The sequence below is a fragment of the Photobacterium sp. J15 genome, from assembly GCF_963870815.1.
GTDB lineage: Bacteria > Pseudomonadota > Gammaproteobacteria > Enterobacterales > Vibrionaceae > Photobacterium > Photobacterium marinum.
In genome coordinates, this window is record NZ_CAWMUI010000002.1 from 858,051 (window position 1) to 878,015 (window position 19,965).

Annotated in this window: 20 protein-coding genes and 1 pseudogene; 3 read left to right on the top strand and 18 right to left on the bottom strand. The window is 43.3% G+C overall.

All coding sequences use genetic code 11. The annotated features are described in order from the left end of the window. Positions 1–90 precede the first annotated feature (90 nt). The 16 genes from AACQ93_RS20740 to AACQ93_RS20815 all read right to left on the bottom strand — a co-directional run bounded on the left by AACQ93_RS20740 (position 91) and on the right by AACQ93_RS20815 (position 15,185). On the bottom strand, positions 91–1,344 hold the full coding sequence (locus AACQ93_RS20740; protein ID WP_084419364.1) for a GGDEF domain-containing protein: 1,254 nt from the start codon (positions 1,342–1,344) through the stop codon (positions 91–93). A 239-nt stretch (positions 1,345–1,583) separates the two neighbouring features. Continuing rightward, on the bottom strand, positions 1,584–2,681 hold the full coding sequence (locus AACQ93_RS20745; RefSeq protein WP_064608387.1) for a tetratricopeptide repeat protein: 1,098 nt from the start codon (positions 2,679–2,681) through the stop codon (positions 1,584–1,586). 24 nt (positions 2,682–2,705) lie between these two features. Continuing rightward, the gene (locus tag AACQ93_RS20750; RefSeq protein ID WP_064608389.1) at positions 2,706–3,665 is read right to left on the bottom strand and encodes a type II secretion system F family protein; all 960 of its coding nucleotides are present in this window, start codon (positions 3,663–3,665) and stop codon (positions 2,706–2,708) included. A 1-nt stretch (position 3,666) separates the two neighbouring features. Then, the gene (locus tag AACQ93_RS20755; RefSeq protein ID WP_064608391.1) at positions 3,667–4,638 is read right to left on the bottom strand and encodes a type II secretion system F family protein; all 972 of its coding nucleotides are present in this window, start codon (positions 4,636–4,638) and stop codon (positions 3,667–3,669) included. Next, positions 4,638–5,999 (bottom strand): CpaF family protein, encoded by a 1,362-nt coding sequence (locus AACQ93_RS20760; protein ID WP_064608393.1) that lies wholly within the window; start codon positions 5,997–5,999, stop codon positions 4,638–4,640. The genes AACQ93_RS20755 and AACQ93_RS20760 overlap by 1 nt, the downstream gene beginning before the upstream one ends. A gap of 2 nt (positions 6,000–6,001) precedes the next feature. Then, a complete protein-coding gene (locus tag AACQ93_RS20765) occupies positions 6,002–7,234 on the bottom strand; it encodes an AAA family ATPase (protein ID WP_064608395.1) in 1,233 nt (410 codons plus the stop codon). Positions 7,235–7,241: 7 nt separating this feature from the next. Continuing rightward, positions 7,242–7,727 (bottom strand): TadE/TadG family type IV pilus assembly protein, encoded by a 486-nt coding sequence (locus AACQ93_RS20770; protein WP_064608397.1) that lies wholly within the window; start codon positions 7,725–7,727, stop codon positions 7,242–7,244. Beyond that, positions 7,727–8,179: a TadE family protein gene (locus tag AACQ93_RS20775; protein WP_064608399.1), complete on the bottom strand. Its 453-nt coding sequence runs from the start codon at positions 8,177–8,179 to the stop codon at positions 7,727–7,729. Before AACQ93_RS20775 ends, AACQ93_RS20770 begins: the two co-directional genes overlap by 1 nt. Further along, positions 8,179–9,516 (bottom strand): pilus assembly protein TadG-related protein, encoded by a 1,338-nt coding sequence (locus AACQ93_RS20780; protein WP_064608401.1) that lies wholly within the window; start codon positions 9,514–9,516, stop codon positions 8,179–8,181. The genes AACQ93_RS20775 and AACQ93_RS20780 overlap by 1 nt, the downstream gene beginning before the upstream one ends. 40 nt (positions 9,517–9,556) lie before the next feature. After that, a complete protein-coding gene (locus tag AACQ93_RS20785) occupies positions 9,557–9,811 on the bottom strand; it encodes a hypothetical protein (RefSeq protein WP_064608403.1) in 255 nt (84 codons plus the stop codon). 10 nt (positions 9,812–9,821) lie between these two features. Then, positions 9,822–11,351, bottom strand: a complete 1,530-nt coding sequence (locus tag AACQ93_RS20790; RefSeq protein ID WP_084419366.1) for a type II and III secretion system protein family protein — start codon at positions 11,349–11,351, stop codon at positions 9,822–9,824. Positions 11,352–11,370: 19 nt separating this feature from the next. Continuing rightward, positions 11,371–12,147 carry a Flp pilus assembly protein CpaB gene (gene cpaB, locus AACQ93_RS20795; RefSeq protein WP_007466029.1) on the bottom strand — a complete coding sequence of 259 codons (777 nt, stop codon included), beginning with the start codon at positions 12,145–12,147 and terminating at the stop codon, positions 11,371–11,373. Then, positions 12,134–13,468 carry a hypothetical protein gene (locus AACQ93_RS20800; protein WP_064608405.1) on the bottom strand — a complete coding sequence of 445 codons (1,335 nt, stop codon included), beginning with the start codon at positions 13,466–13,468 and terminating at the stop codon, positions 12,134–12,136. The genes cpaB and AACQ93_RS20800 overlap by 14 nt, the downstream gene beginning before the upstream one ends. Before the next feature lie 19 nt (positions 13,469–13,487). Continuing rightward, positions 13,488–13,994, bottom strand: coding sequence for an A24 family peptidase (locus AACQ93_RS20805; RefSeq protein WP_064608406.1), 507 nt, complete (start codon positions 13,992–13,994; stop codon positions 13,488–13,490). Between the two features lie 72 nt (positions 13,995–14,066). After that, a complete protein-coding gene (locus tag AACQ93_RS20810; protein WP_064608408.1) occupies positions 14,067–14,255 on the bottom strand; it encodes a Flp family type IVb pilin in 189 nt (62 codons plus the stop codon). 390 nt (positions 14,256–14,645) lie between these two features. Then, the gene (locus AACQ93_RS20815) at positions 14,646–15,185 is read right to left on the bottom strand and encodes a DUF4136 domain-containing protein (RefSeq protein WP_064608410.1); all 540 of its coding nucleotides are present in this window, start codon (positions 15,183–15,185) and stop codon (positions 14,646–14,648) included. A 125-nt stretch (positions 15,186–15,310) separates the two neighbouring features. Between AACQ93_RS20815 and AACQ93_RS20820 the strand changes: the two genes are divergently transcribed. The 3 genes and pseudogenes from AACQ93_RS20820 to AACQ93_RS20830 all read left to right on the top strand — a co-directional run bounded on the left by AACQ93_RS20820 (position 15,311) and on the right by AACQ93_RS20830 (position 18,095). After that, positions 15,311–15,619 carry an ArsR/SmtB family transcription factor gene (locus tag AACQ93_RS20820; protein ID WP_064608412.1) on the top strand — a complete coding sequence of 103 codons (309 nt, stop codon included), beginning with the start codon at positions 15,311–15,313 and terminating at the stop codon, positions 15,617–15,619. A 101-nt stretch (positions 15,620–15,720) separates the two neighbouring features. Then, the gene (gene arsB, locus AACQ93_RS20825; protein WP_064609644.1) at positions 15,721–16,746 is read left to right on the top strand and encodes an ACR3 family arsenite efflux transporter; all 1,026 of its coding nucleotides are present in this window, start codon (positions 15,721–15,723) and stop codon (positions 16,744–16,746) included. Between the two features lie 115 nt (positions 16,747–16,861). Next, a pseudogene (locus tag AACQ93_RS20830) lies at positions 16,862–18,095 on the top strand (IS3 family transposase). A 33-nt stretch (positions 18,096–18,128) separates the two neighbouring features. Here AACQ93_RS20830 and AACQ93_RS20835 read toward each other — a convergent pair. Both AACQ93_RS20835 and AACQ93_RS20840 read right to left on the bottom strand, forming a co-directional pair. Then, the gene (locus AACQ93_RS20835; protein WP_007465926.1) at positions 18,129–18,314 is read right to left on the bottom strand and encodes a hypothetical protein; all 186 of its coding nucleotides are present in this window, start codon (positions 18,312–18,314) and stop codon (positions 18,129–18,131) included. A 91-nt stretch (positions 18,315–18,405) separates the two neighbouring features. Further along, on the bottom strand, positions 18,406–19,788 hold the full coding sequence (locus AACQ93_RS20840) for a hypothetical protein (protein WP_157097617.1): 1,383 nt from the start codon (positions 19,786–19,788) through the stop codon (positions 18,406–18,408). Positions 19,789–19,965: the final 177 nt, after the last annotated feature.

The window sequence follows — 19,965 nt, forward strand, 5'->3', positions numbered from 1 at the left end:
TTTAAAAAAATAAAACGGAACAATCGCTATTAACTTCCTTCCTAAATAGTTAAGCGAACTAAAAGCCTGATGATTCATTATCAGGCTTTTTTATACTAATTTGCTGGTATTAACACTAATCCGGTTTCTGCCAAGATCTTTTGCTTTATATAACGCTTTATCTGCGGCTTTCATAACATCAATTGGATCATCAAGTTTGCAGTTATCTGCAATACCTATACTGACGGTTACAGTTACTGAAGGCTGATTCTGGGTATTAGAACGTTGGGTAACACCAGCATCTTCATTCTCTGGACGTTTTTCATAATCTCTGAGAATCAGCTTATAATTGGCGATTTTCTTCCTCAGTTCATCTAAGTACTCAGTACAGTCATGAGCTGTCTTTCCGTTGAACAAAATCGTGAACTCTTCACCACCGTAGCGATATATCCGGGCATTTCCTCTCACTGTTCGCATTAGTTCTGCCACTAGTTTTAATACGTTATCACCAGTGCTATGCCCGTATGTGTCATTGAATTTTTTGAAGTGGTCGATATCCAGCATGGCAATAGTGAATTTACTGCCTGTATTCTTCAAATCATCTTCAAGTGCTCTTCTGCTCGGGAGTTGAGTTAATGGGTCATCAAATGCTAATTCGCGGCTGCAGAATATAAGGTTCAGAATAATGAAACATGAAGCGAGTGAGAAAAGAATTGATGATATATAACTGAGATGAAAAAAGGTTGAGGTCAGCGCGGAGAAGAGAAGAGAGGTGAAAACTGAAACATCAGAGACTTTTTTTCGTTTACCTATGAAAAACACACATAAAAGTATAAGTGCGAAGTAAAAATATATGACAGGTAAAGGAAGAGGAGAAAAGTCTGTTATCGATTCAAAATATCTGTTTTTTTCAAAGTTGTGGCTATTTTGTTCAATGTAATTGACTAAATATGAACATGTATACAGTTGTAACCCTACATTCAAAAGGAATATTAATTGTCTTCTGGAAAAAAGTGATTTGTTTGACATTGATAGCGAAAGCAATAGATTAATTGGCAATAATATGAAAGTAAGCATGAATATTAGCCAGTTAGAACCAATTGCCAGTGGAGCCTGTAGCTTTGTTTGAATGATAAAATAACAGCCAAGCAAGAGTAAGGACGTGAGGCAACTTGTAGTTTGCTTTATCGCCTGACCGAATATTGTTGCGACAGTAAGCAAAATATAGGGAAGAGAAATGACAATGTTATGATAAGTAACACAATATGGTGAAATCCACTCGTTAGCAGATATTGCAAAAAAAGCAATAAGGATTAGGGGTAAGAGTAGCAGGACTTTATATTTTAAAGTTTGTAGTGTTAGCACGATAATGCGCCGCGTTTCATACTATTGTTTACTATAAAGAATAATTCAAGATGAGGAGAATACAAGAATTAAGGGTTCGGCTTTGAACTGAAGACAACTTAATTAAAACTTATAGTGATTCCGGGGCTAAATACTAAAGTTAAATAAAAATAGAGTGAGTAAACGATGTTTTTGGCGTTAAAGGATTGGTTTTATATAAAAGCCTGATGAAAATCATCAGGCTTTTATTCTATGTGAGTTTAGTGGTCTGTATCGGTAATAGTGTAAACCGTAGCCTGGGTTTGTTCTGCATCCCGCTTATTTGTAAGTTTCACCGGTGGAGCTGAGATCTGTAGTTTCTTAGCCCTTTTAAGGTTTTGATATGCTTTTGCGTAGTAGGTCGGGCTAGCATTTATTGCCTGTTCAAGGTAATTAATGGCTGCCTCATAATCGCCAGCAAGCATGGCGAAATACCCGATATCGTTTAACGCTTTCTCTTGTGGCATGATGCGTGAAAATGCGTCGTTAGCATCATCGTAACGTTTAGCTTTAATATAAGTTAGCCCCAAGTTTGACCATGCCCTTTGGTTATCAGGGTAGAGTGTTGACGCTCTGCGGTTAATTACTTCTGCCTGGCGCAGGTTTCCGCTGAGGTAATAAGAGTAGCCGAGATTTGTAAGTGCTTTTTGGCTTTTGCCGTCTACTCTCAGGCAGGCTTGATAGATCTGTTGAGCATCAGAATGCCTCGCATCAAGATCTGCAAGTATTCCGAGGCCGATGTAGGCGTTAAGCGGGGAAAGTTCATCAACGGTCAGATCACGGGCAAACGTGTCTTTGTCCGGGTCATAGGTTTTATTTCCCTGACGTACCTGATCCATACTGACAGCCCGTAAAAGTTGCTTACGTGCATTGTCTTGTTCACCCATCTTTAACTCTACAATGCCGATTGAAGCGGCATATTGGATATTTTCTTTATCAATGAGAGCTGCTCGTGAATAGGCCAACTTGGCCAAATCATAGTTTTTTCGTTGCTGGTGGATGTAGCCTATTTTGTAGTAGGCCTGATCGGCATTTTCCTGGGAAGGAAAGCCCAGCGCTCGGATATATTCATAAAGCGCTAGATCTGAATCATTGGCGAGGTATGCACGGTCTCCGCGAACAATGGCTTCCTGGGGTGTTTCAGGAGGAAACTCATTCGACAGGCTCAAAGTAGGTTTACCGTTATAAAGCTCATGTTCGAAGTCAATGCTGTTATCTTTGGCGCTGTTTTCGCTTGAGGCACACCCTGTCAGGAGCAGCGATAAAGCAAAGAGACTGGCTGCTGTTATTTTCTTTGTAGCGGGGATTGAGCGCATCATAATTTAGGTCCCTCTGTCTTAGTTTTATTTCCCGAAAGCATCCAACACCGCAATGACTGCCGGGCCGACGGCAATAGTAAAAAAGCCAGGCCAGATACAGGTAACCAGTGGAAAAATCATCTTGGTTCCTATTTTGGCTGCTTCTTCTTCGGCTTTTTGCATGCGACGATCACGAAATTCTTCAGCATACTCCCTTAATGTGTCGCCCATACTTGAACCCAGTTTTACCGACTGGTTGATAATACTGATTAGACCCTGAAGTTCGATTAGTCCAGTTCTTTCAATAAATTGATTAAGTGCAGTGTGCATCGGAATACCGATTCTGACTTTTTGGCCGATAAGTTGAAGCTCATGGCTAAGAGGTGGTGATACAGGGCCTATTTCTGTCGATACACGATTTAGTGCGGCGAGAAAGCCTAAACCTGCTTCAGAAGATACAACCAGTAAGTCAAGTGCATCCGGGAATGCGTTTCGAAGGGCCTTGATTCGCTTTTCAGCCATACGATGAAGCACATAATTCGGAATGAAAGAAGCGATGCCCATAGCCAATAAAGAGTAGATGATGACTTTTTGAGAGCTCAATTGCGGGAAGAACAGAGAAGCAATTAATGAACCAAAAAGAGCAAATATTACCAGGGCAATTTTAATAGCATAAAAGGTCGTGAGCGTGCTTTCCTTCTCATAACCGGCATGCATCAGCAATTGCCTGGTATTATGCTTTTCCTTAACAGAATTAGGTGTAACGTACTTTTCAATCGACTCGAGTGTTTTATCAAGCTGACTGGATTCAGCTGAATTGATGTCTTTATTGTTGCCGGAGATGTTGTGTAATTTTTTCTTTATCGGATTAAAAAAGTTAGTGAAGAGGATCTCAGCGCTGATTGTCAGTGCGGCAGCACTGAAAAAAGCAAGAGCGAGAAACAGCCATTTAGCATAGTTTTCATTTTCAACAATGCCGTTCAGAATCGTAATGATGTAGTCCATATTACACCTCGATACGCAGTATTTTCCGTATCCATAACAGTCCTGCAAACATACTGACACCAGTTACTGTCATGACTGTCGAACCGCGCTCTGAGTTAAGTAAAGGCTCTATATAATCAGGGTTACTGAGGTAAAGAATCAGAAACAGAACAAAAGGTACCATCATCAAAACCCATGCGGACATTCGCCCTTCGGCTGACAGGGTTTTTACTTTACGCATTAGGCGGAATCTTCCGCGAATGACACTGGCCAATTTTTCTAGTGTTTCTGCGAGGTTACCACCAGTTTCTTTTTGAATAATGACGGCACTGTTAAACGCCAGAACGCTTACGGACGGATTACGGTGTGCCAGATTGGACAATGCAATTTTTAGGTCGACGCCATAGTTAAGCTCGATAAATGTCTTTCCGAACTCAGTAGATATTGGCGGTGGCATCTGCTCACTGACTGTTTTCATTACTTCTGTAAAGGGATAGCCGACAAGCAAAGCCCGTTTCATTACGTCTAATGCTTCAACAAACTGCTCTTCAAACTGACTGAGGCGTTTTTCTGCTTTTTGTCGGAGGAATAAACTGAAACCAATCAAAACGGCTAACGGGGTGAGCAGGGCAATTTGAACATTTCGGGTGAAAAACAATACGGCAAGGCTTGAAACCAGCATGCCGACAATTAACCAAATTACCACTTTGTAGGCTTTCCACTCGAGGCCAGCCAGAGAAAGTTTCTCGCCCAGGTATTCACCCAAAGCAGTAGTTTCCAGCCATTGCTCTGTTTTAGACAGTTTGTCGAGATATCGCTTTCTGAGCAATGACTGCTGTTGCGCGTTACCTGATTCGGCAATCAGGTTAAGCTGATTTTTCAGCAAGCGCGAGCGTTTGGCCCGCGTACCAGTAGCTGATATCAACAGGGTCTGGGAAATGATGACCACTGCGATAAATAATACCAGCAGGTAGAGTTGGAGGTTTTGGTCCATCACAGGCCTCCCGGTGCAGTAAAGTAAGAGTAGGGAAGGTCAATACCCAAATGTTTAAATGCTTCCATGAATGACGGCACGTTTCCTGTAGAACAGTACTGACCGGTGACATTACCTTCTTCATCAATGCCGGTTCGCTGGAACCGGAACAGTTCGGTCATTGTGATTACATCACCCTCCATGTTGTTGATTTCAACAATGCTGGTAATGCGACGCTTACCGTCTTCCATTCGCCGAAGCTGCACGACAACGTTGAGTGCTGAGGCAATCTGTGCCCGAACATTTTTGATAGGCATATTCCAGCCGGCCATTGCAAACATGTTTTCAATTCGCCCGAGGGCATCTCGCGGTGTGTTGGCGTGAATAGTCGTCATTGAACCATCGTGACCTGTGTTCATTGCGGCCAGCATATCGACAGCTTCTGCACCTCGAACCTCACCGACGACAATACGGTCCGGGCGCATACGCAGTGAGTTAATTACAAGCTCTCGCTGTGTAATCGCTCCGCGTCCTTCAATATTTGGCGGGCGGGTTTCCAGGCGAACAACATGCGGCTGTTGAAGCTGAAGTTCTGCAGAGTCTTCGATAGTGATGATTCGTTCATTTTTCGGTATATAACCGGAACAAACATTGAGGGTTGTCGTTTTGCCTGAGCCGGTTCCTCCTGAAATGAGGATATTCAGGCGGCCCTGAACTATTGCTTCAAGAAAATGAGCCATTTCGGCATTTAATGTGCCGTAATCAAGGAGTTGGTCCATTTGCAATCGCTCAACGGCAAAACGACGTATTGAAAGAGAAGGGCCATCAATGGCCAATGGCGGAATAATTGCGTTCACTCGTGACCCGTCTTTTAGTCGAGCATCAACCATAGGTGAGCCCTCATCAATGCGTCGGCCTACCTGAGAGACAATTCTGTCTATGACATTGAGTAAATGGCTGTCATCGCGAAATGAAGCGTCCGTTATTTCCAGCTTACCTTTACGTTCTACATAAATCTGATTATGTGCGTTTACAAGAATATCGGAGATGCTTTTGTCTTTTAGCAAAGGCTCTAGTGGGCCAAGGCCGAGGATTTCATCACCGATTTCTTCAATTACTCGTTTTCGGCTTTCTGCATTCAGTGGCACGTCTTTTTCGAGAAGCAGCAGGGCGGCTGTTTCTGAAATTTGCTCCCTGGCTTGTTCCTCAGGAAGCGTTTCCAAAAGTGATAAATCTAATGAATTGAATATTGAGTCGAGCAACTGCTTTTTTATCTGTCGCTCTGCACTCATATGTCCGTGTTGAAAGTTAGCCTGATCATGGTCATTCTCGACCGTGTTCGTATTTGTTTTTGCGAGTGAGGTATTTTTCTTTAAAAACATAGCTAACTCCTTAAGAATGAGAAGAAGCGTTTCAATCCATGAGCTTCTTCATGCGTTTTATTCATAATCAAATCAGACGTTTCTTTCAGTTTGCTAACGATAGGTTTCTTATCGTAATGAGTTGCAAGCAGCTCTCCGAGGTTCGTGGATGAGTTGACCGACTGATAGTCATTGGGTATCAGAATTAATTTATCGACATGTAATGATTTTTGGATCTCTTCCGGTTTGATTTCGCTATTTTTTGTATAGCGGTTAACAATTACTTTTATGTTCTGCTGGTTGATGCCGAGCAAATGTTTAAGTTGTTTAATTAGGGTCGCTGCTTCACGGATCGCCGGGATACATTGTTGAACAACAATAAATATGTTGTTGGCTTCGGCAATGGCGGGAAGAGTTGCGTTTTCAAGCCCTCTTGAAAGATCGATAATGACATGGTCGAAATTATTCCTAACCTGAAGCAGGAACCTGTTAAATGCGCTTGCCTTAAATTCAGGTAGAGTGTCGACCAGATCAGTAGAACGGCTGGTAATAAACTTTAGTCCTGATTCGTGCTTGGTCAGCATGCCGTTAAGGGCAAACTCATCAATTTCATCAACCTGAGCTAGTGCTTCATTCAGCAGATAGTTCGGTTGTGTTGACAGCAAATTTGAAGTGCAGCCAAATTGTGCATCGGTATCAATCAATACTGAGCTGGTTGATTGTTCCAGTGCTATCAAATGGGCGACAGTAGTGGCAATAATTGTTGCTCCCATGCCGCCTTTAGCGTTAAGAAAGACGCTGACCTTCCCTTGGTTGCGGCTGTTCCTTTTCTCTTCTGCACAGTCATAAAGAAGTTGATCCAGCTCCTCTTCGTCAAAAGGAATAGTGAGCACATCTTTGATGCCGGTTTTCAGAGCGTGTCTTAATATTTGAGTATCTGAGTGCTCTGTCAGCAGGATGATTTGCGTATTATTTCCAAGCATGTTTTTTATCAGATCAGCCGCAGTTACCCAGTCAGTTTTACCATCAAGGATGATCATATCCGGGTAGGTCAGGTTTTCTTTAGTATTCAACTGAGTCAGGAATGCAGACTCATTGAAAGGTTTAAACCTAGTGTTAGGCCATTGGTTGATATAGGTCTCAAACGGATTAATAAAAGCAACGTCATCGCTGACTAACCAGCCATCAATAAATGTTGCCAGCGGCTGCTTGGATGTAGTTTTGTCATTAGCAGAGAGAGTACTGATACTGTTCATAGTCACCTCAACAATCAGTGAAACCTGTTCTTGTTACACCCAAGCTCTCGCGAGGTAACAGTGTTGTAAATTGAGGGGCTGTGAAGTTCAGCCCGAAAGTGGCAAAAGGTATTGTTAAATCAATTTGATAATTAATGATGCTGGCTTCAACGAACTCAATTTGAACGAAGTTACTGGTTGTTGTCAGGGGAGTCGGCACCTCTGAGCCAAACTCATCCAGATAGCGAACCTGAATATTCTCAGCTGCGAAATTGGGTAGTGTTACATTGCCGACAATACCCGCCAGCAAGGTATCAGCGCGTTCAGTTTCTGTTACCTGACATACACTTGCCAGCCTTGCAACTCGGCGGCTGGTTTCATTCAGTACATGCCAGGTAAACAAAAGCCTGCCAAATTCGATAATCGCGAAGATGAGCAGAAAGAATAAGGAGGCAACAATCGTAAATTCGATTACTGTTGTGCCTTTTTGTTTTTTCAGTAACAGCTCTTTCATTACAACACCCTCATGGAATAACTCGATGTCATATTGAAATTCAGAGAGATGGCTCCCTGATTCAGCAGATCTGGTATTTGAGCAAGTGCAGGTTGATAGGGGTAGATAATTTCAATCAGAACATGATTATTGTTAAGGCTGATATTAACCTGGCTTGTGGCCATAGACGGGAGGCGTGGGTCCGTTCCTCCCGAGATGGAGCCATAGACTGCAAGGTTACTGGCATTATCAATATCAGTTTGTAAAAGGGTGTAGGTACCTGTTGAACCTTTGACTATGGCTCCAGACAGGTAACGGGCACTGTCGCGAGTTGATTTTTCGAGCGATGTATAAGTATAAAAGGCTCGGCCAAGCTCCATTGTGGCTAACAGAACTAATAACATCAGTGGCAATAAGATGGTGAATTCAACCATTGCCAGTCCGTTGTTAAGGTGAAGAGATGACTTTTTCATCATGAATCCTCACTGTCCGGGTCTTTGAATAAGACAATTTTGTAAGGACCGTTTTCATCAGGTTCCATTCCCGGATTACCGGCATTTATCCGGCATTCAGAGATGAACTCACCAATCAGCCATGAACCGTTACCACCTCCGCCGTTATCGTCTTCATGCTCGGTCACACTCATAGGTTGTACCAGATAAAAGCAGGCCAGCCCTTTGAGTGGAACATCCATGCGACCACCGGATTTTGTTGCCTGATCACATTTCAGGATCGGAACTGTTATTACCCGGCGGTAGTAGCCTTCGCTCTGGCAAGATGAAGACGCAAGGCAGGACTCATAATCGATATCAGCATAGTTGTATATGTACTTGCTGTAGTTATGCATGGCCGAATAGGACTTGTTCGGCACGTATTTGTTAACCGGATTACCATCAGCATCCATCACCGTATTTCCATCAGCATCAACCTGAACTTCGGTTGCGACCTGGACATAATCAGAGGCATAGTTTGAATCGATATCTGCTGGATATAAGTGGGAGTCTTTTTTCATGTCTCCTTTGTAGATACCAAAGCGGGTATCAACCCCCAATGATGGGCCAACCATGTTTCCCGGCTCTGTTGATATTGGCTCATCTTCTACAACGTTTAGACAGGCATCAAAGCTACCTGCTAGGGCATCCTTATAAGTGTTGGCACCAGACATTTGGTTACCTTCGCTGTCGGTAAGCGCTACCGGCTGGAAGTTCCCTGACCCGACACTAGAGTCGGTTGATGAAGATGCCTTCAACACATGTAAGCTGTTGGCACTGTAGCCAGAGACAGTGTTGCTACTGTCTCCTTCACAGATACTGAGCGGGGTAATGTTACATGCTCGCTCAACACTCGTACTCGGGCCGGCAACGGCTGAAGCGCGTGTGTTGAGATCAACATTAAACACTGAGACAAGAAAGTCTGGGATATCAACATTTTCAATTCGTACTCGTACATATTGCGATGTTGCTGTCGCTGTACTGGTATCGAATGGCAGAGTTTCTGAAAATTCTATGGTGATATTGCTATCGCCGACAGTGATGGCATTGAATCCATCCAGCTGCAAATTATCTGTGATCGTTTGTTTCCCGGCAGCAGTTGCTTCAGTTTGATCTCCACCAAGGTCGATTGCTTTAGCCGCACTGAGCGCGGCGGAGTCGGCCAGGTTCTGAAGCTTGCCTTTGGATAACGTTAAGTTACCGATATCCAGCGCCAGTGCACCTGCTCCAATAATGACGGCCATTGCTAAAGTCGCAAAGACAATGACAACACCTTTCTGTGTTTTCAATGATGAAGACATTTTGTGCTGAATTGCCATTTTTTACCTCCGCCTTCCGTTGCTTAGTGTTTATTAGTCGTTATTTGTTATTGACGATGATTCTCTTCTCTTTGACTTTTTCTGACTTAATGCCTTTTTGCTCTGTATTAATAGATTTCTCGGCTTTCTTACCGCTAAAGGAAGGAGAGCCTGTCGGTACTCGATTTTCAGCAAGAGGATCAACAGTTTGCATACGAATCAACTGGTTAACACTATTGCCTAGTTGAACTTCTGCGGCGAAAGCAACGGTATTTACCAGAAGGCCTAAGCACAGGAACAGAGTCGACTTAATCATTGGTTACCTCCTATAAACTATGGCCAAATTGACCTTCTGAACCAGAATTTGGTGATAAGGTCGCCGGAGTACTGGAAACAGTTTGAGAGTAGTTGTTTGGCGAAACATCTTTCTGTTTCAGCTCACTCATTCGACCAAGCAGGTAATATTCCCAGTCATTGGGCTCAACAAAGTTATCTGTTGGTAATGAAATGTCTTGTCGACGAATAGGTTTGGCAAGACGAGGCGTAACTAAAATGATGAGCTCTGTTTCACCTTTACGGAATGCCTGACTGCGAAACAGCTGGCCGATGATTGGCAGGTCACCAAGGCCCGGCAGTTTGTCGACAACATCTGTGATGTTTTCATTTAGTAAGCCAGCAATACCAATGGTTTGTCCGTTACCAAGCTCAACAGTTGTTTTTGCGCCTCGCTTAGTTAATGACGGGATAAAGAACTGAGAACCTGTACCTGATGGGGTCAGAGTTACCGCATTCTGATTGGCAATTTCACTGACCTCGATGTTCAGAGCCAGATTAATGCTGTCGTTAGAAACAACGGTTGGTAAAAACTTCAAACCAACACCAAATTCTTTGAACTCAATGGTAACGTTATCGTCGTTTGGTACCGGGATTGGGAATTCACCACCAGAGATGAATTCAGCCTGCTCACCACTTAATGAGGTTAAGGTTGGCTCGGCAAGAACTTTGGCAAGACCATTTGTTTTGGCAATATTGAATGCCGCGGTGAATAATGTATCGCCACTCAGGTAGCTGGCAAACAGGCCGTTGTCATCAATATTCAGCGGGTTAGGGGCAATTTCATCAACAACCGGCCCAATAACTGCGCCATTGCCAGGGTTGAAAATCGGGAAGCGACTTCCGTCGGTAGCGACGGCATCCGGGAAACTGGCGCCACCGTTAACACCACCCCAGGTCCAGTTATTACCGTTACGGGTAAAGATGAACTTAGAATCAAATTCACGTACTAGAGAGCGCTGAACTTCAGCGACAGTTACTTCCAGCATAATCTGGTGTGAGCCGCTGACTTTCATCAGGTTGATGATGCCTTTTTCTTTACCTTCTTTTTCTGTGGTGAAGGTGTTGGCGATTTCAACCGCTGTCGCTATTTTTTCAGCACTGCTGACCTCACCACTCAGGGCTAGCTTACTCTGGCTGGTATAGACAGAAATTTTTTCATTTGGCATGAACTCATACAGTTTTGCTTTCAATGCATTCAGGTCGTGTGTCACCTCTACATCAAGCACTGTGATTAAGCGATCCCGGGAATCCCACACAATCACGTTGGTGGTGCCAAGCTTTTTACCAAGAACATAAATTTTGTTTGAACGCAGAATCAGAATATCGGCAACTTCCGGATTACCTACCGAGATTTTTTTCGCGCTACCGGGGATTTCGACCAGTCGAGATTTGTTTTGTGGTACAGCAACACTTTGAGTTCGTGCAGCAAAGCTGTAGGCACTAAAGACAATGCTCGTCAGAAATATCGAAATGACCAGTAACCAATTTTGACTGACAGTTTTCATTGGTTGTCCTTCCATGTCATTTACTCCCTGCTATTTAAATCCTTACACTGACACGGCTTGTATCTGTGCCTTTAATGACGGTGACTGATTCCGTGGTCCGCCGGTAAACACGTTTTGGCTTTTCATCCAAGTCATTCGGATTTCGCAATGACAGCTGTAATTCACCTTTAGCTTTCGAAGAAATCAGAGCTTCGGCCTGCTTGGGGGTCAGTTCTAGTGTCACGGCCCGGACTATGATTGGTTTTGAATCATCAGTCCGTGCGGTCTGGTCTACCGCTAGGATCTTGATTTTCTTCAGTACGGTGCGAGCCCGACCGACTTTTTCTTGCGCATAAATGACATCGACATAATCACCGGGCAGCAGGAAACCGGCTACACCGATAACATCATTAACTCGAATGGTTACCGCACGCATGTTCGGAGAAATCAAAGCGGCCAGTGTTGTCCCTTCTCCGGGTAGAGCAAGCCGCTCCTGGCGAAGGATATCGCCCTGAAAGAGCTCATTTTTGGTCAGCATGCCTAGCACCTGAGACGGGTTGCTGTAACCCTTATCTGCCACCAGTTCTTCAGGGTAGTACTCAATGGTGACATGCTTGGACTCAAGTCTGGTGCCCAGTGGGATATTTTGTTGAGCTATCACCCTGGCAACACGGGGCTCCTCTTTAACCACTTCAATCACTTCCGGATCAGCGGTGGTTTGTGTGGTAAGAATTGCCTGCTTTTTCTGGATCCAGTTATTAGCCAATAACAAAGCGCCGGTACCCATCAAAATTGACACAAATAGCATCAGAAATAGTTTACCTTTCGCCATGAGTTCCTCCTGCCTGGTCATGGTCGACAAAATAGCAGCCCCAAACGGTCTCGATTAACTCAGGGTTAATCAGAGGAGGGTGCTGATAAAAGCTGATTTGGTTGCTGCACATGGCCACTAAGTCTCGCGGGTAGCAGGGAAGCAGTGGTATGTTATGAACTTTATGAAGCTGATTAATTACGAAAGGAACACCATCACCGGACGTTGTCAGGCCATGCTTTTCGCACTCCTGGTGCCAGAGAGTGGTGTAATCTTCCTGTGAAATAGGGCCGAAATTAATTTTGTATCCAATTCGGCGTAAGAAAGCGTCATCTGCAAGTTTGGCCGGGTGGATATTGGATGAAAAAACCAGCACTTGCTCAAAGGGGATATCAAAATGCTCACCTGATGCCATCGACAGGTAGTCTATGCGCTCTTCTAGCGGAATGATCCAACGGTTAAGGATGGCATCGACTGCGACTTTTTGACGGCCAAGGTCATCAATCAGCAAAATACCATTGTTAGCTTTCATTTGTAGTGGCGCACGATTGATACGAAATGTCGGGTCAACGCTTACCTCGAGCATTTCAGATGTCAGTTCACCACCAACAACGACTTCAGGACGGGAGCAAAGTACAAGCCGATCATCATAACCATCATCTAATCGCAGTGACTGCTGAACCTTACTTTTGATTGGATTATGGATGATGGGGTCAAAAACCTGTAATACCTGATTGCCGATACATACGGCGTAAGGAATAAAAACATTCGACTGAAATAACCGGACTAAGCGGCGAGATATATATGTTTTACCTGTACCGGGAAGGCCGTAGATAAAAATAGCTCTGCCTGAATTCAGTGCTGGGCCTACCTGACCCACGATATTTTCCGGAAGGATTAGGTCATTTAATCCCTCACGTAATATTTCCGGAGTGACAGATTCATTTTTAGATGACTGGCTGACAACCAGATCACGGTAAGTAGCGATAGAAATGGGGGCCGGGCCGAGGTAGCCGTCTCTCATCAACTCATGCTGGGCATGAATCATACCTTTCTGGGTTAGTCCAAAGCGCATTGCGTTGCCAAAACGGCCATCAGTACGAACCTCAATTAATGCTTCACTTTTTTGCTTTTGTAGCAGTTGTTCAACCAGATTTCCGGGTAAGCCCAGTTTTTGTGATAGGCTGACGAGGTCAAGATCTGTGGCTTGTGATAAGTGCTTTATAAGCAGAGATTCAATAACGCGAGTTGGGATACCAGTTTGCTCCAACGTTCTGGGCTTACTAGTAATATTTATGGGCTGGTTGCCATGTTCAGTTATAGAGGAGGCGATAGTTGACATGATGATTCCTCAGAATGAATTAGAGCAAATAAAAGTGACAGAACATAGTGGCGAGTAATATCGCTCCGCCCATAGGTATAGCGCTTAGTGCAATAGAACCGGTTTCAGGTGACTGGTAATTTTTGTAGGCGATGGCATTAAACCAACGAAGACATAAATCTTTAAATTCGCCGTAGCAGGCTAATCTTAGTATTGATAATAAACCAGCCGTAAATATTGCCAGTGCAATTAATAATATAATATTAGGGAAGCCAATAATGGTGCCGAGAGATGCTAATAATTTAGCATCTCCGGCGCCAAACAACCCCACGGCATGAAGAAACATACAGATAATAAGTCCGGTAATAAAACCAAGACATGAATCAGAAAAAGAAATGGAGTAACCAGAATACAAGTCGAGAGATGCCATGGCTGATTGTGTCAAACCAATAATAATAATGCTGATAACTGCTAGATTAGGGATTTTGCAATCTCTAAGGTCATTCATGGCAGCGTACATTATTATGGCAAGCACTAATGTATTCATAATTATTCCCTAAAACGTTTCTTATTTAATAGTATGTTCTGCTGTGGGGAATATAGTCTCAGTCATTATTTATTACTGAGTCGGAGTACCACCAAGGTCCGTGGTGATACCATCAATAACGGTATCAACCTGTTCACCAAGTTCAGTAAATGCGGTGACAAGTGCAGCAGCTACAAGGGAACCGGCGACAGCGTACTCAACGGTAGTCAAACCTTCTTCATCACGGCAAAATTCGATTAGATAATTTTTTAAGCTATTCATGCTAAATACTCCTTGATTGAAAGTAATGAGTCTCCTCATTAATGCCTTATTGCTAAGACACTTTAAACGTAGCCTATAGGTTAAAAAAATCCAAGAATCATAAAAAGGTTGTATTTATATTTTTCTTTGTAGGTTGTAGCTGTCTAACTAACTGTATATTAAGTGTATTTTATTATATGGTGGTGAGGTGGGGTTCAGATTAAGACTGGAATTAATAACGGATGGCACTTTTTTATCTGATATTTTCTTGTGATTCTTGTTTTTGAGACAATTTACATATGGTGGCTGTTTGATACTTTGTGTTGATTTATATGTCAATATGAACTACGAGTGGATTTGAATATAATTTAATGTTCGAAAAAGCTTTGATTATAAAGTAAGGCACTCGGTTTAGTTTGTTACTGATTTTTGTGGCGGGTAGCTTTTGAACATTTTTGATATTTGCTCATCAATAAATTCATTTCTGGAACCAGGAGTCATTGTTTCTGTTAATTTACGTTGTGAAATTGCTTTCCATACAATGTTATTACTCGTGTTTTCAATCAGCTCTACAACCAGTTTTCCATATCTGTATTCTCTGAATTGACTTGGACTGCTGTAAGCCATTCCGACATGACGATAGCGATAACCAAAGCCGACAGTTGTACCATATGAACGAAAGTCAGATTGCTGCTGAATGTAGTGATGAACAATGATATCGGCATTGTTGTCTGTTTTCTTCATTCCTTTGCTATCAAGCTGCAATTTAATGGCTTTTTCTACACGTGCGGAATCTAATGTTATGACGGAATTAGTGGTATTTTCAGGGAACTGGTAAGTTTTAAACTGATTGTAATCGAGCTGAATGTTGTAATCAGTGACAACTCCTGAGCTACATGCTGTCAGGGAAGATATAAGAACGGCAGCTCGCAATACAGTAACCGTAGCCATAGCGTTGTTCCCAGTTCGTTGATTGATATTGTTTATGCGTTTAAGTATAGCCAACTGATCATTGACATAGCTTCGGTTAAGGGATTATCATCGTGTTTCGACGATTATCGAAATGAGATGTTCTTATGCCTTGTGTTACCGATCTGGCTGTGGTTGAAGTAGATGAAGTGAAGGAGCAGGCGCTGGCTAATGCAGCAAAAGCGCTGGCTCATCCGGCCCGAATTCGAATTCTACGCATTCTGGCACGGCAACAAGGTTGCCTGAACAGCGATTTGGTAAGCGAGTTGGGGCTGGCGCAGTCTACCGTTTCTGAACATCTCAGAATTTTAAAGGTTGCGGGTTTTGTCATTGCAGAGCCGAATCCTCCGAGAATATGTTTTTCTGTCGATCAGGCAAAGCTGGATCAATTCCGTGAGCTTTTGTCTTATTTGTAATTCAACAGGCTAGCTAAGGGTCATCTACGATGGCCTTTTTTAAGAAAATCAATATCGTCTATCGACGATTAACTATTTGGTTGTTTTCTAGTGGTGAAAATATGGGTATCTTTGAACGTTTTTTAAGTGTGTGGGTAGGGCTGGGTATGCTAGTCGGCCTTGTCGGTGGGGCATTTTTTCCTGAAGCATTTTCTTTCCTTGGCGATTTGCAGTACGCACAAATCAATATGGTGATAGCGGTACTTATCTGGCTAATGATTTACCCGATGATGATGCAGGTAGACTTTACCGCTGTTCGTAATATACATCGTCGTCCTAAAGGTTTGATGATCACTATTGTTGTGAACTGGTTGATTAAACCATTCACGATGGCTCTGCTAGCTATGTTCTTCATGCGCTATGTTTTTGGTGATTTCATCTCTTCGGCGTTGGCAGAAGAGTATATTGCCGGCATGATCCTGCTTGGCGTGGCACCTTGTACAGCAATGGTATTTGTCTGGAGCCAGCTGACGAAAGGGGATGCCAACTATACGCTGGCGCAGGTAGCGATTAACGATTTGATTATGGTTGTGGCTTTTGCGCCGATTGCTGCATTTTTACTGGGTGTTACCGATGTGACTGTTCCATGGGATACCTTGCTGTTGTCAGTGGCGTTGTTTGTTGTGATTCCGCTGGTAGCCGGTGTTGTAACCCGCCATTTTGTGAAACAACCAGAAAAGCTAAACCACTTGGCTGCAACCATGAAGCCGCTTTCGATTATGGGTCTTGTCGGTACTGTTATTCTACTATTTGGTTTTCAGGCTCAGACTATCCTTGATAATCCGGTAGATATAGTGCTGATTGCGATTCCGCTTCTGGTGCAGACATATCTGATTTTCATCATCACATACCGCTGGATGAAAAAATGGAAACAGCCACATTGTGTTGCTGCGCCGGGCAGTATGATCGGTGCATCCAATTTCTTTGAGTTGGCGGTAGCTGTGGCGATCAGCTTGTTTGGAATTCATTCTGGTGCGGCACTGGCCACCGTTGTTGGTGTCTTGGTTGAAGTGCCTGTGATGTTATCGCTGGTAGCTTATGCGAATAAAACAAGGAATGATTTTGCCGCTGAAGAGATACTTCAGTAAGACATGTTTTAGGAATTATTGAGAGCATTGATAAAAAAGCCTCCGGTATCAATCGGAGGCTTTTTTAATGAGATTGTTCCGTCCTGAGATAAGTTGACACTTTGGAGACTTATCTATGAACTCTTCAAGTAACTCAACAAAAAAGCGCACCCAGCGAGATTACACAATGGGCTTTAAATTGGCTGTCGTAGCCCAAGTTGAAAAAGGCGAGATGACATACAAACAAGCTCAAACGTGCTATGGCATCCAAGGGCGAAGTACAGTTCTTGTCTGGCTGAGAAAGCATGGTAAGTTGGATTGGTCGAAACCAATTGAGCACTTTCCTTCTATGTCGAAATCCAAAGAAACGCCAGCGCAAAAAATTAAGCGACTTGAAAAAGCCCTCGCCAATGCCGAAATGAAGAACATGATTTATGGCGACATGGTGGAAATTCTTAAGAAAGAACATGGCATAGATTTAGAAAAAAAGTACTTAGCCGAACGCTCTGGCTTGCCAAAGAACAAGGGAAAGTAAAACTGGCTTCTGCATGCAGGCTGTTCAACTTATCCCGGCAAGCGGTGTATCAATGGAAACGACGCCTGGAGGCGCGTGCTGACGAGCTTTTGCCAGTGAAAGAAATGGTGATGTACTGGCGGCAGTTTATGCCACGAGTCGGCACTCGTAAGCTATATCTGTTGATTAAGCCCAGCTTAAGCGGCAAGGAATAAAGTTGGGGCGAGACGGCTTATTTAAATATTTAAAAAACGAAAATATGTTGGTCAAGCCAAGAAGGAACTACACCAAGACAACTAACAGCAAACACTGGCTTAGAAAGCATCCTAACTTGCTAAAAGAAAGAACAGTTAGCCATGTAGAAGAAGTTGTTGTCAGCGATATCACCTATGTAAAAACCGATGAAGGGACGCACTACCTTTCGTTAGTCACGGATGCTTACTCTCGAAAGATACTGGGTTATGAGCTGAGTAATGAAATGAAGGCCAGTGATGTGGTAAAGGCGTTAGACATGACAATCATGAACCGCCGAACCAATGCTGCCACCATCCATCACTCAGACAGAGGACTACAGTACTGTTCGTCAGAATATCAGGAAAAGTTAAATGCCAACGGCATGACCCCTTCAATGACGGATGGTTATGACTGTTATCAAAACGCCCTTGCAGAACGGGTTAACGGGATCCTAAAGAATGAGTTCCTGCTCTATCAATGCAATACGATGAAGGAGCTCATGGAGTTAGTGAAAGAGTCGATATCAATATATAACGACTTAAGGCCGCATATGAGCTTGGGAATGAAAACCCCGAGTGAAGTGCATGAAAAAGCCAGCAGGGATTTCCTACTGGCTTCATAAAAAAAGCGTCAACCTATTTTAGGACTAGACAGATTAGTTGTTTTGAATTCTGAATCCGTCATTGAATTCAATGGAATGAGCATCTCTTAATTGAATATCTTCCAGCGCTTTACCTGTATGGGGAAATTGGCAATAGATGGCAAATTCTTTGTGCAGTCCGTTATCAACAAATGCATCGAGAATATCTTTAGTATCAGCAATCAGTACTTTATCTTCCAAGCTTGTCCCCCTTCACAGTCGTACTCAAAATTGAGTGTAGGGGGACGCGATATTCAGATGTGTGTTAACAATGAGAAATTTTCATTACCTCTTAATATGATGCAGAAGCAATGGCTTTAGAATCCCAGAGTTTTTGTAGCTGACCTTTCAATTCATCTAACAACGAGTGTGAACTCATTTCTGCGTGCTGATCCTGTGAATCAATGACTTGTGGCAGCGAGCTTTGTATCACAACGTCGTAGGTCAGGTACTGGCTGCTGTCAGCAAAGTTAAATACAAGCTGTTGTGCACCAGCCTCACGGGGAATTGAGAATACGCCGTCAGAGGAAACCGTAAAATACAGCTCTGCCGGGTACTCAGTCAGCAACTTCTTCGCATAGGCTTTAGTGAAACTCTCCTGAAGCCCTGCATCATAATACACTTCGGAATACGGCAAAGTTGGTGACTGCGCCTTTTTCATCAGCCGGATAAAGGCTTTTGAGGCTGTATCAACACGCAGCTCCTGATCAAGGTAACCTTTATCAATCACTTTGCTACGTTTTCCTTCTATAGAGGCTAGTTGCATTTTGAAATTTTCGAGTAGTTTTTCTGACTGTTGCTGATCCAGATACCGCTTTTCACGTAAAGCCTGACGTGTTTTAGCCAGTTGGCTTCTCAGATTGTCTTTGAAAAACTGACTGTTTGTTGAGGTATCAAAGTAGCCATTCAACCTTGTCATGCTGCGCCAGAGATCAGGAACGTGTTCATTAATGACCTTATTAGCTTCATCTGCGAGTGATGCAGGAAAAGCGGACAACATCTGGTCGCGATTAATATAAACACAGTTGCTACTGATTGACGGTACAAGTTCAGACATCCCTCTAAACTGGCGGCACATCGCATGAGGGAGGTTGTCATAATTAAACTTGAGCTGATGAATCAGCTGAGAACCGGGCATATAGTCATCGAGGATTTTCTGTAATGAACCGTGCAACGACTTACTCAACTCTCCATATCGTTTGGACTCGATACGTATTTCCTTCTCAAGGCTGGCCACTTTTTTATGGTATGCCTCTTCAGGTGTTTCCAGCAATTGGATCTTATGTTGCAACTGCTCTAGTGTGTTTTGGTAACCGTCCAGATCTTTGTCCACGTCACGTTGCATCGCGAAGGCAATGGCGTTTACATTATCCAGGTTGTTCAGATAACGCTGTTTAGTGGCATTCAAAGTTGCAATAAAAGAGGCTGCTTCCGGCAAACGAGTTTCCCGGAACAGTCGTTTTAGCTCAGTCACATCGCCGATGAAATTCGGGTTCTGAAGCCAGTGCTGCTCAAGAAGATGATGTGAAAGATTGTGTATCTTAATAAATTCTTCAGGAACGGATAGCAGGTCCTTTTGCTCCGTAACAATATAGCCACTAATGATCTCATTGTGGCGCTCGGAAGCCATATCAAATGATTTAAGTTCGATTCGGCTTTCCGCATTACATGCCACAAGTCCACATAGGGCAGATATCAAGCTAAGTTTGCTAATAAGCTTCATGTCTTGTGTAACCTAACCGTACTACGTTCTTATAAAAGTGAAGTGTACTGCGAAAAGATTAATATGCAACAGGTTTGTATTGTCGTTTGATTTGCATGGGCAAAAAAGACTCATAAACCTTTTAATTGT

Coding starts and splice junctions, on each gene's coding strand:
- AACQ93_RS20785 (WP_064608403.1), bottom strand. CDS start 9,811: ATGATTAAGTCGACTCTGTTCCTGTGCTTAGGCCTTCTGGTAAATACC.
- AACQ93_RS20800 (WP_064608405.1), bottom strand. CDS start 13,468: ATGTCAACTATCGCCTCCTCTATAACTGAACATGGCAACCAGCCCATA.
- arsB (WP_064609644.1), top strand. CDS start 15,721: ATGGGTATCTTTGAACGTTTTTTAAGTGTGTGGGTAGGGCTGGGTATG.
- AACQ93_RS20750 (WP_064608389.1), bottom strand. CDS start 3,665: ATGGACTACATCATTACGATTCTGAACGGCATTGTTGAAAATGAAAAC.
- AACQ93_RS20780 (WP_064608401.1), bottom strand. CDS start 9,516: ATGGCAATTCAGCACAAAATGTCTTCATCATTGAAAACACAGAAAGGT.
- cpaB (WP_007466029.1), bottom strand. CDS start 12,147: ATGGCGAAAGGTAAACTATTTCTGATGCTATTTGTGTCAATTTTGATG.
- AACQ93_RS20760 (WP_064608393.1), bottom strand. CDS start 5,999: ATGTTTTTAAAGAAAAATACCTCACTCGCAAAAACAAATACGAACACG.
- AACQ93_RS20755 (WP_064608391.1), bottom strand. CDS start 4,638: ATGGACCAAAACCTCCAACTCTACCTGCTGGTATTATTTATCGCAGTG.
- AACQ93_RS20815 (WP_064608410.1), bottom strand. CDS start 15,185: ATGGCTACGGTTACTGTATTGCGAGCTGCCGTTCTTATATCTTCCCTG.
- AACQ93_RS20775 (WP_064608399.1), bottom strand. CDS start 8,179: ATGAAAAAGTCATCTCTTCACCTTAACAACGGACTGGCAATGGTTGAA.
- AACQ93_RS20820 (WP_064608412.1), top strand. CDS start 15,311: ATGCCTTGTGTTACCGATCTGGCTGTGGTTGAAGTAGATGAAGTGAAG.
- AACQ93_RS20770 (WP_064608397.1), bottom strand. CDS start 7,727: ATGAAAGAGCTGTTACTGAAAAAACAAAAAGGCACAACAGTAATCGAA.
- AACQ93_RS20810 (WP_064608408.1), bottom strand. CDS start 14,255: ATGAATAGCTTAAAAAATTATCTAATCGAATTTTGCCGTGATGAAGAA.
- AACQ93_RS20805 (WP_064608406.1), bottom strand. CDS start 13,994: ATGAATACATTAGTGCTTGCCATAATAATGTACGCTGCCATGAATGAC.
- AACQ93_RS20745 (WP_064608387.1), bottom strand. CDS start 2,681: ATGATGCGCTCAATCCCCGCTACAAAGAAAATAACAGCAGCCAGTCTC.
- AACQ93_RS20765 (WP_064608395.1), bottom strand. CDS start 7,234: ATGAACAGTATCAGTACTCTCTCTGCTAATGACAAAACTACATCCAAG.
- AACQ93_RS20790 (WP_084419366.1), bottom strand. CDS start 11,351: ATGGAAGGACAACCAATGAAAACTGTCAGTCAAAATTGGTTACTGGTC.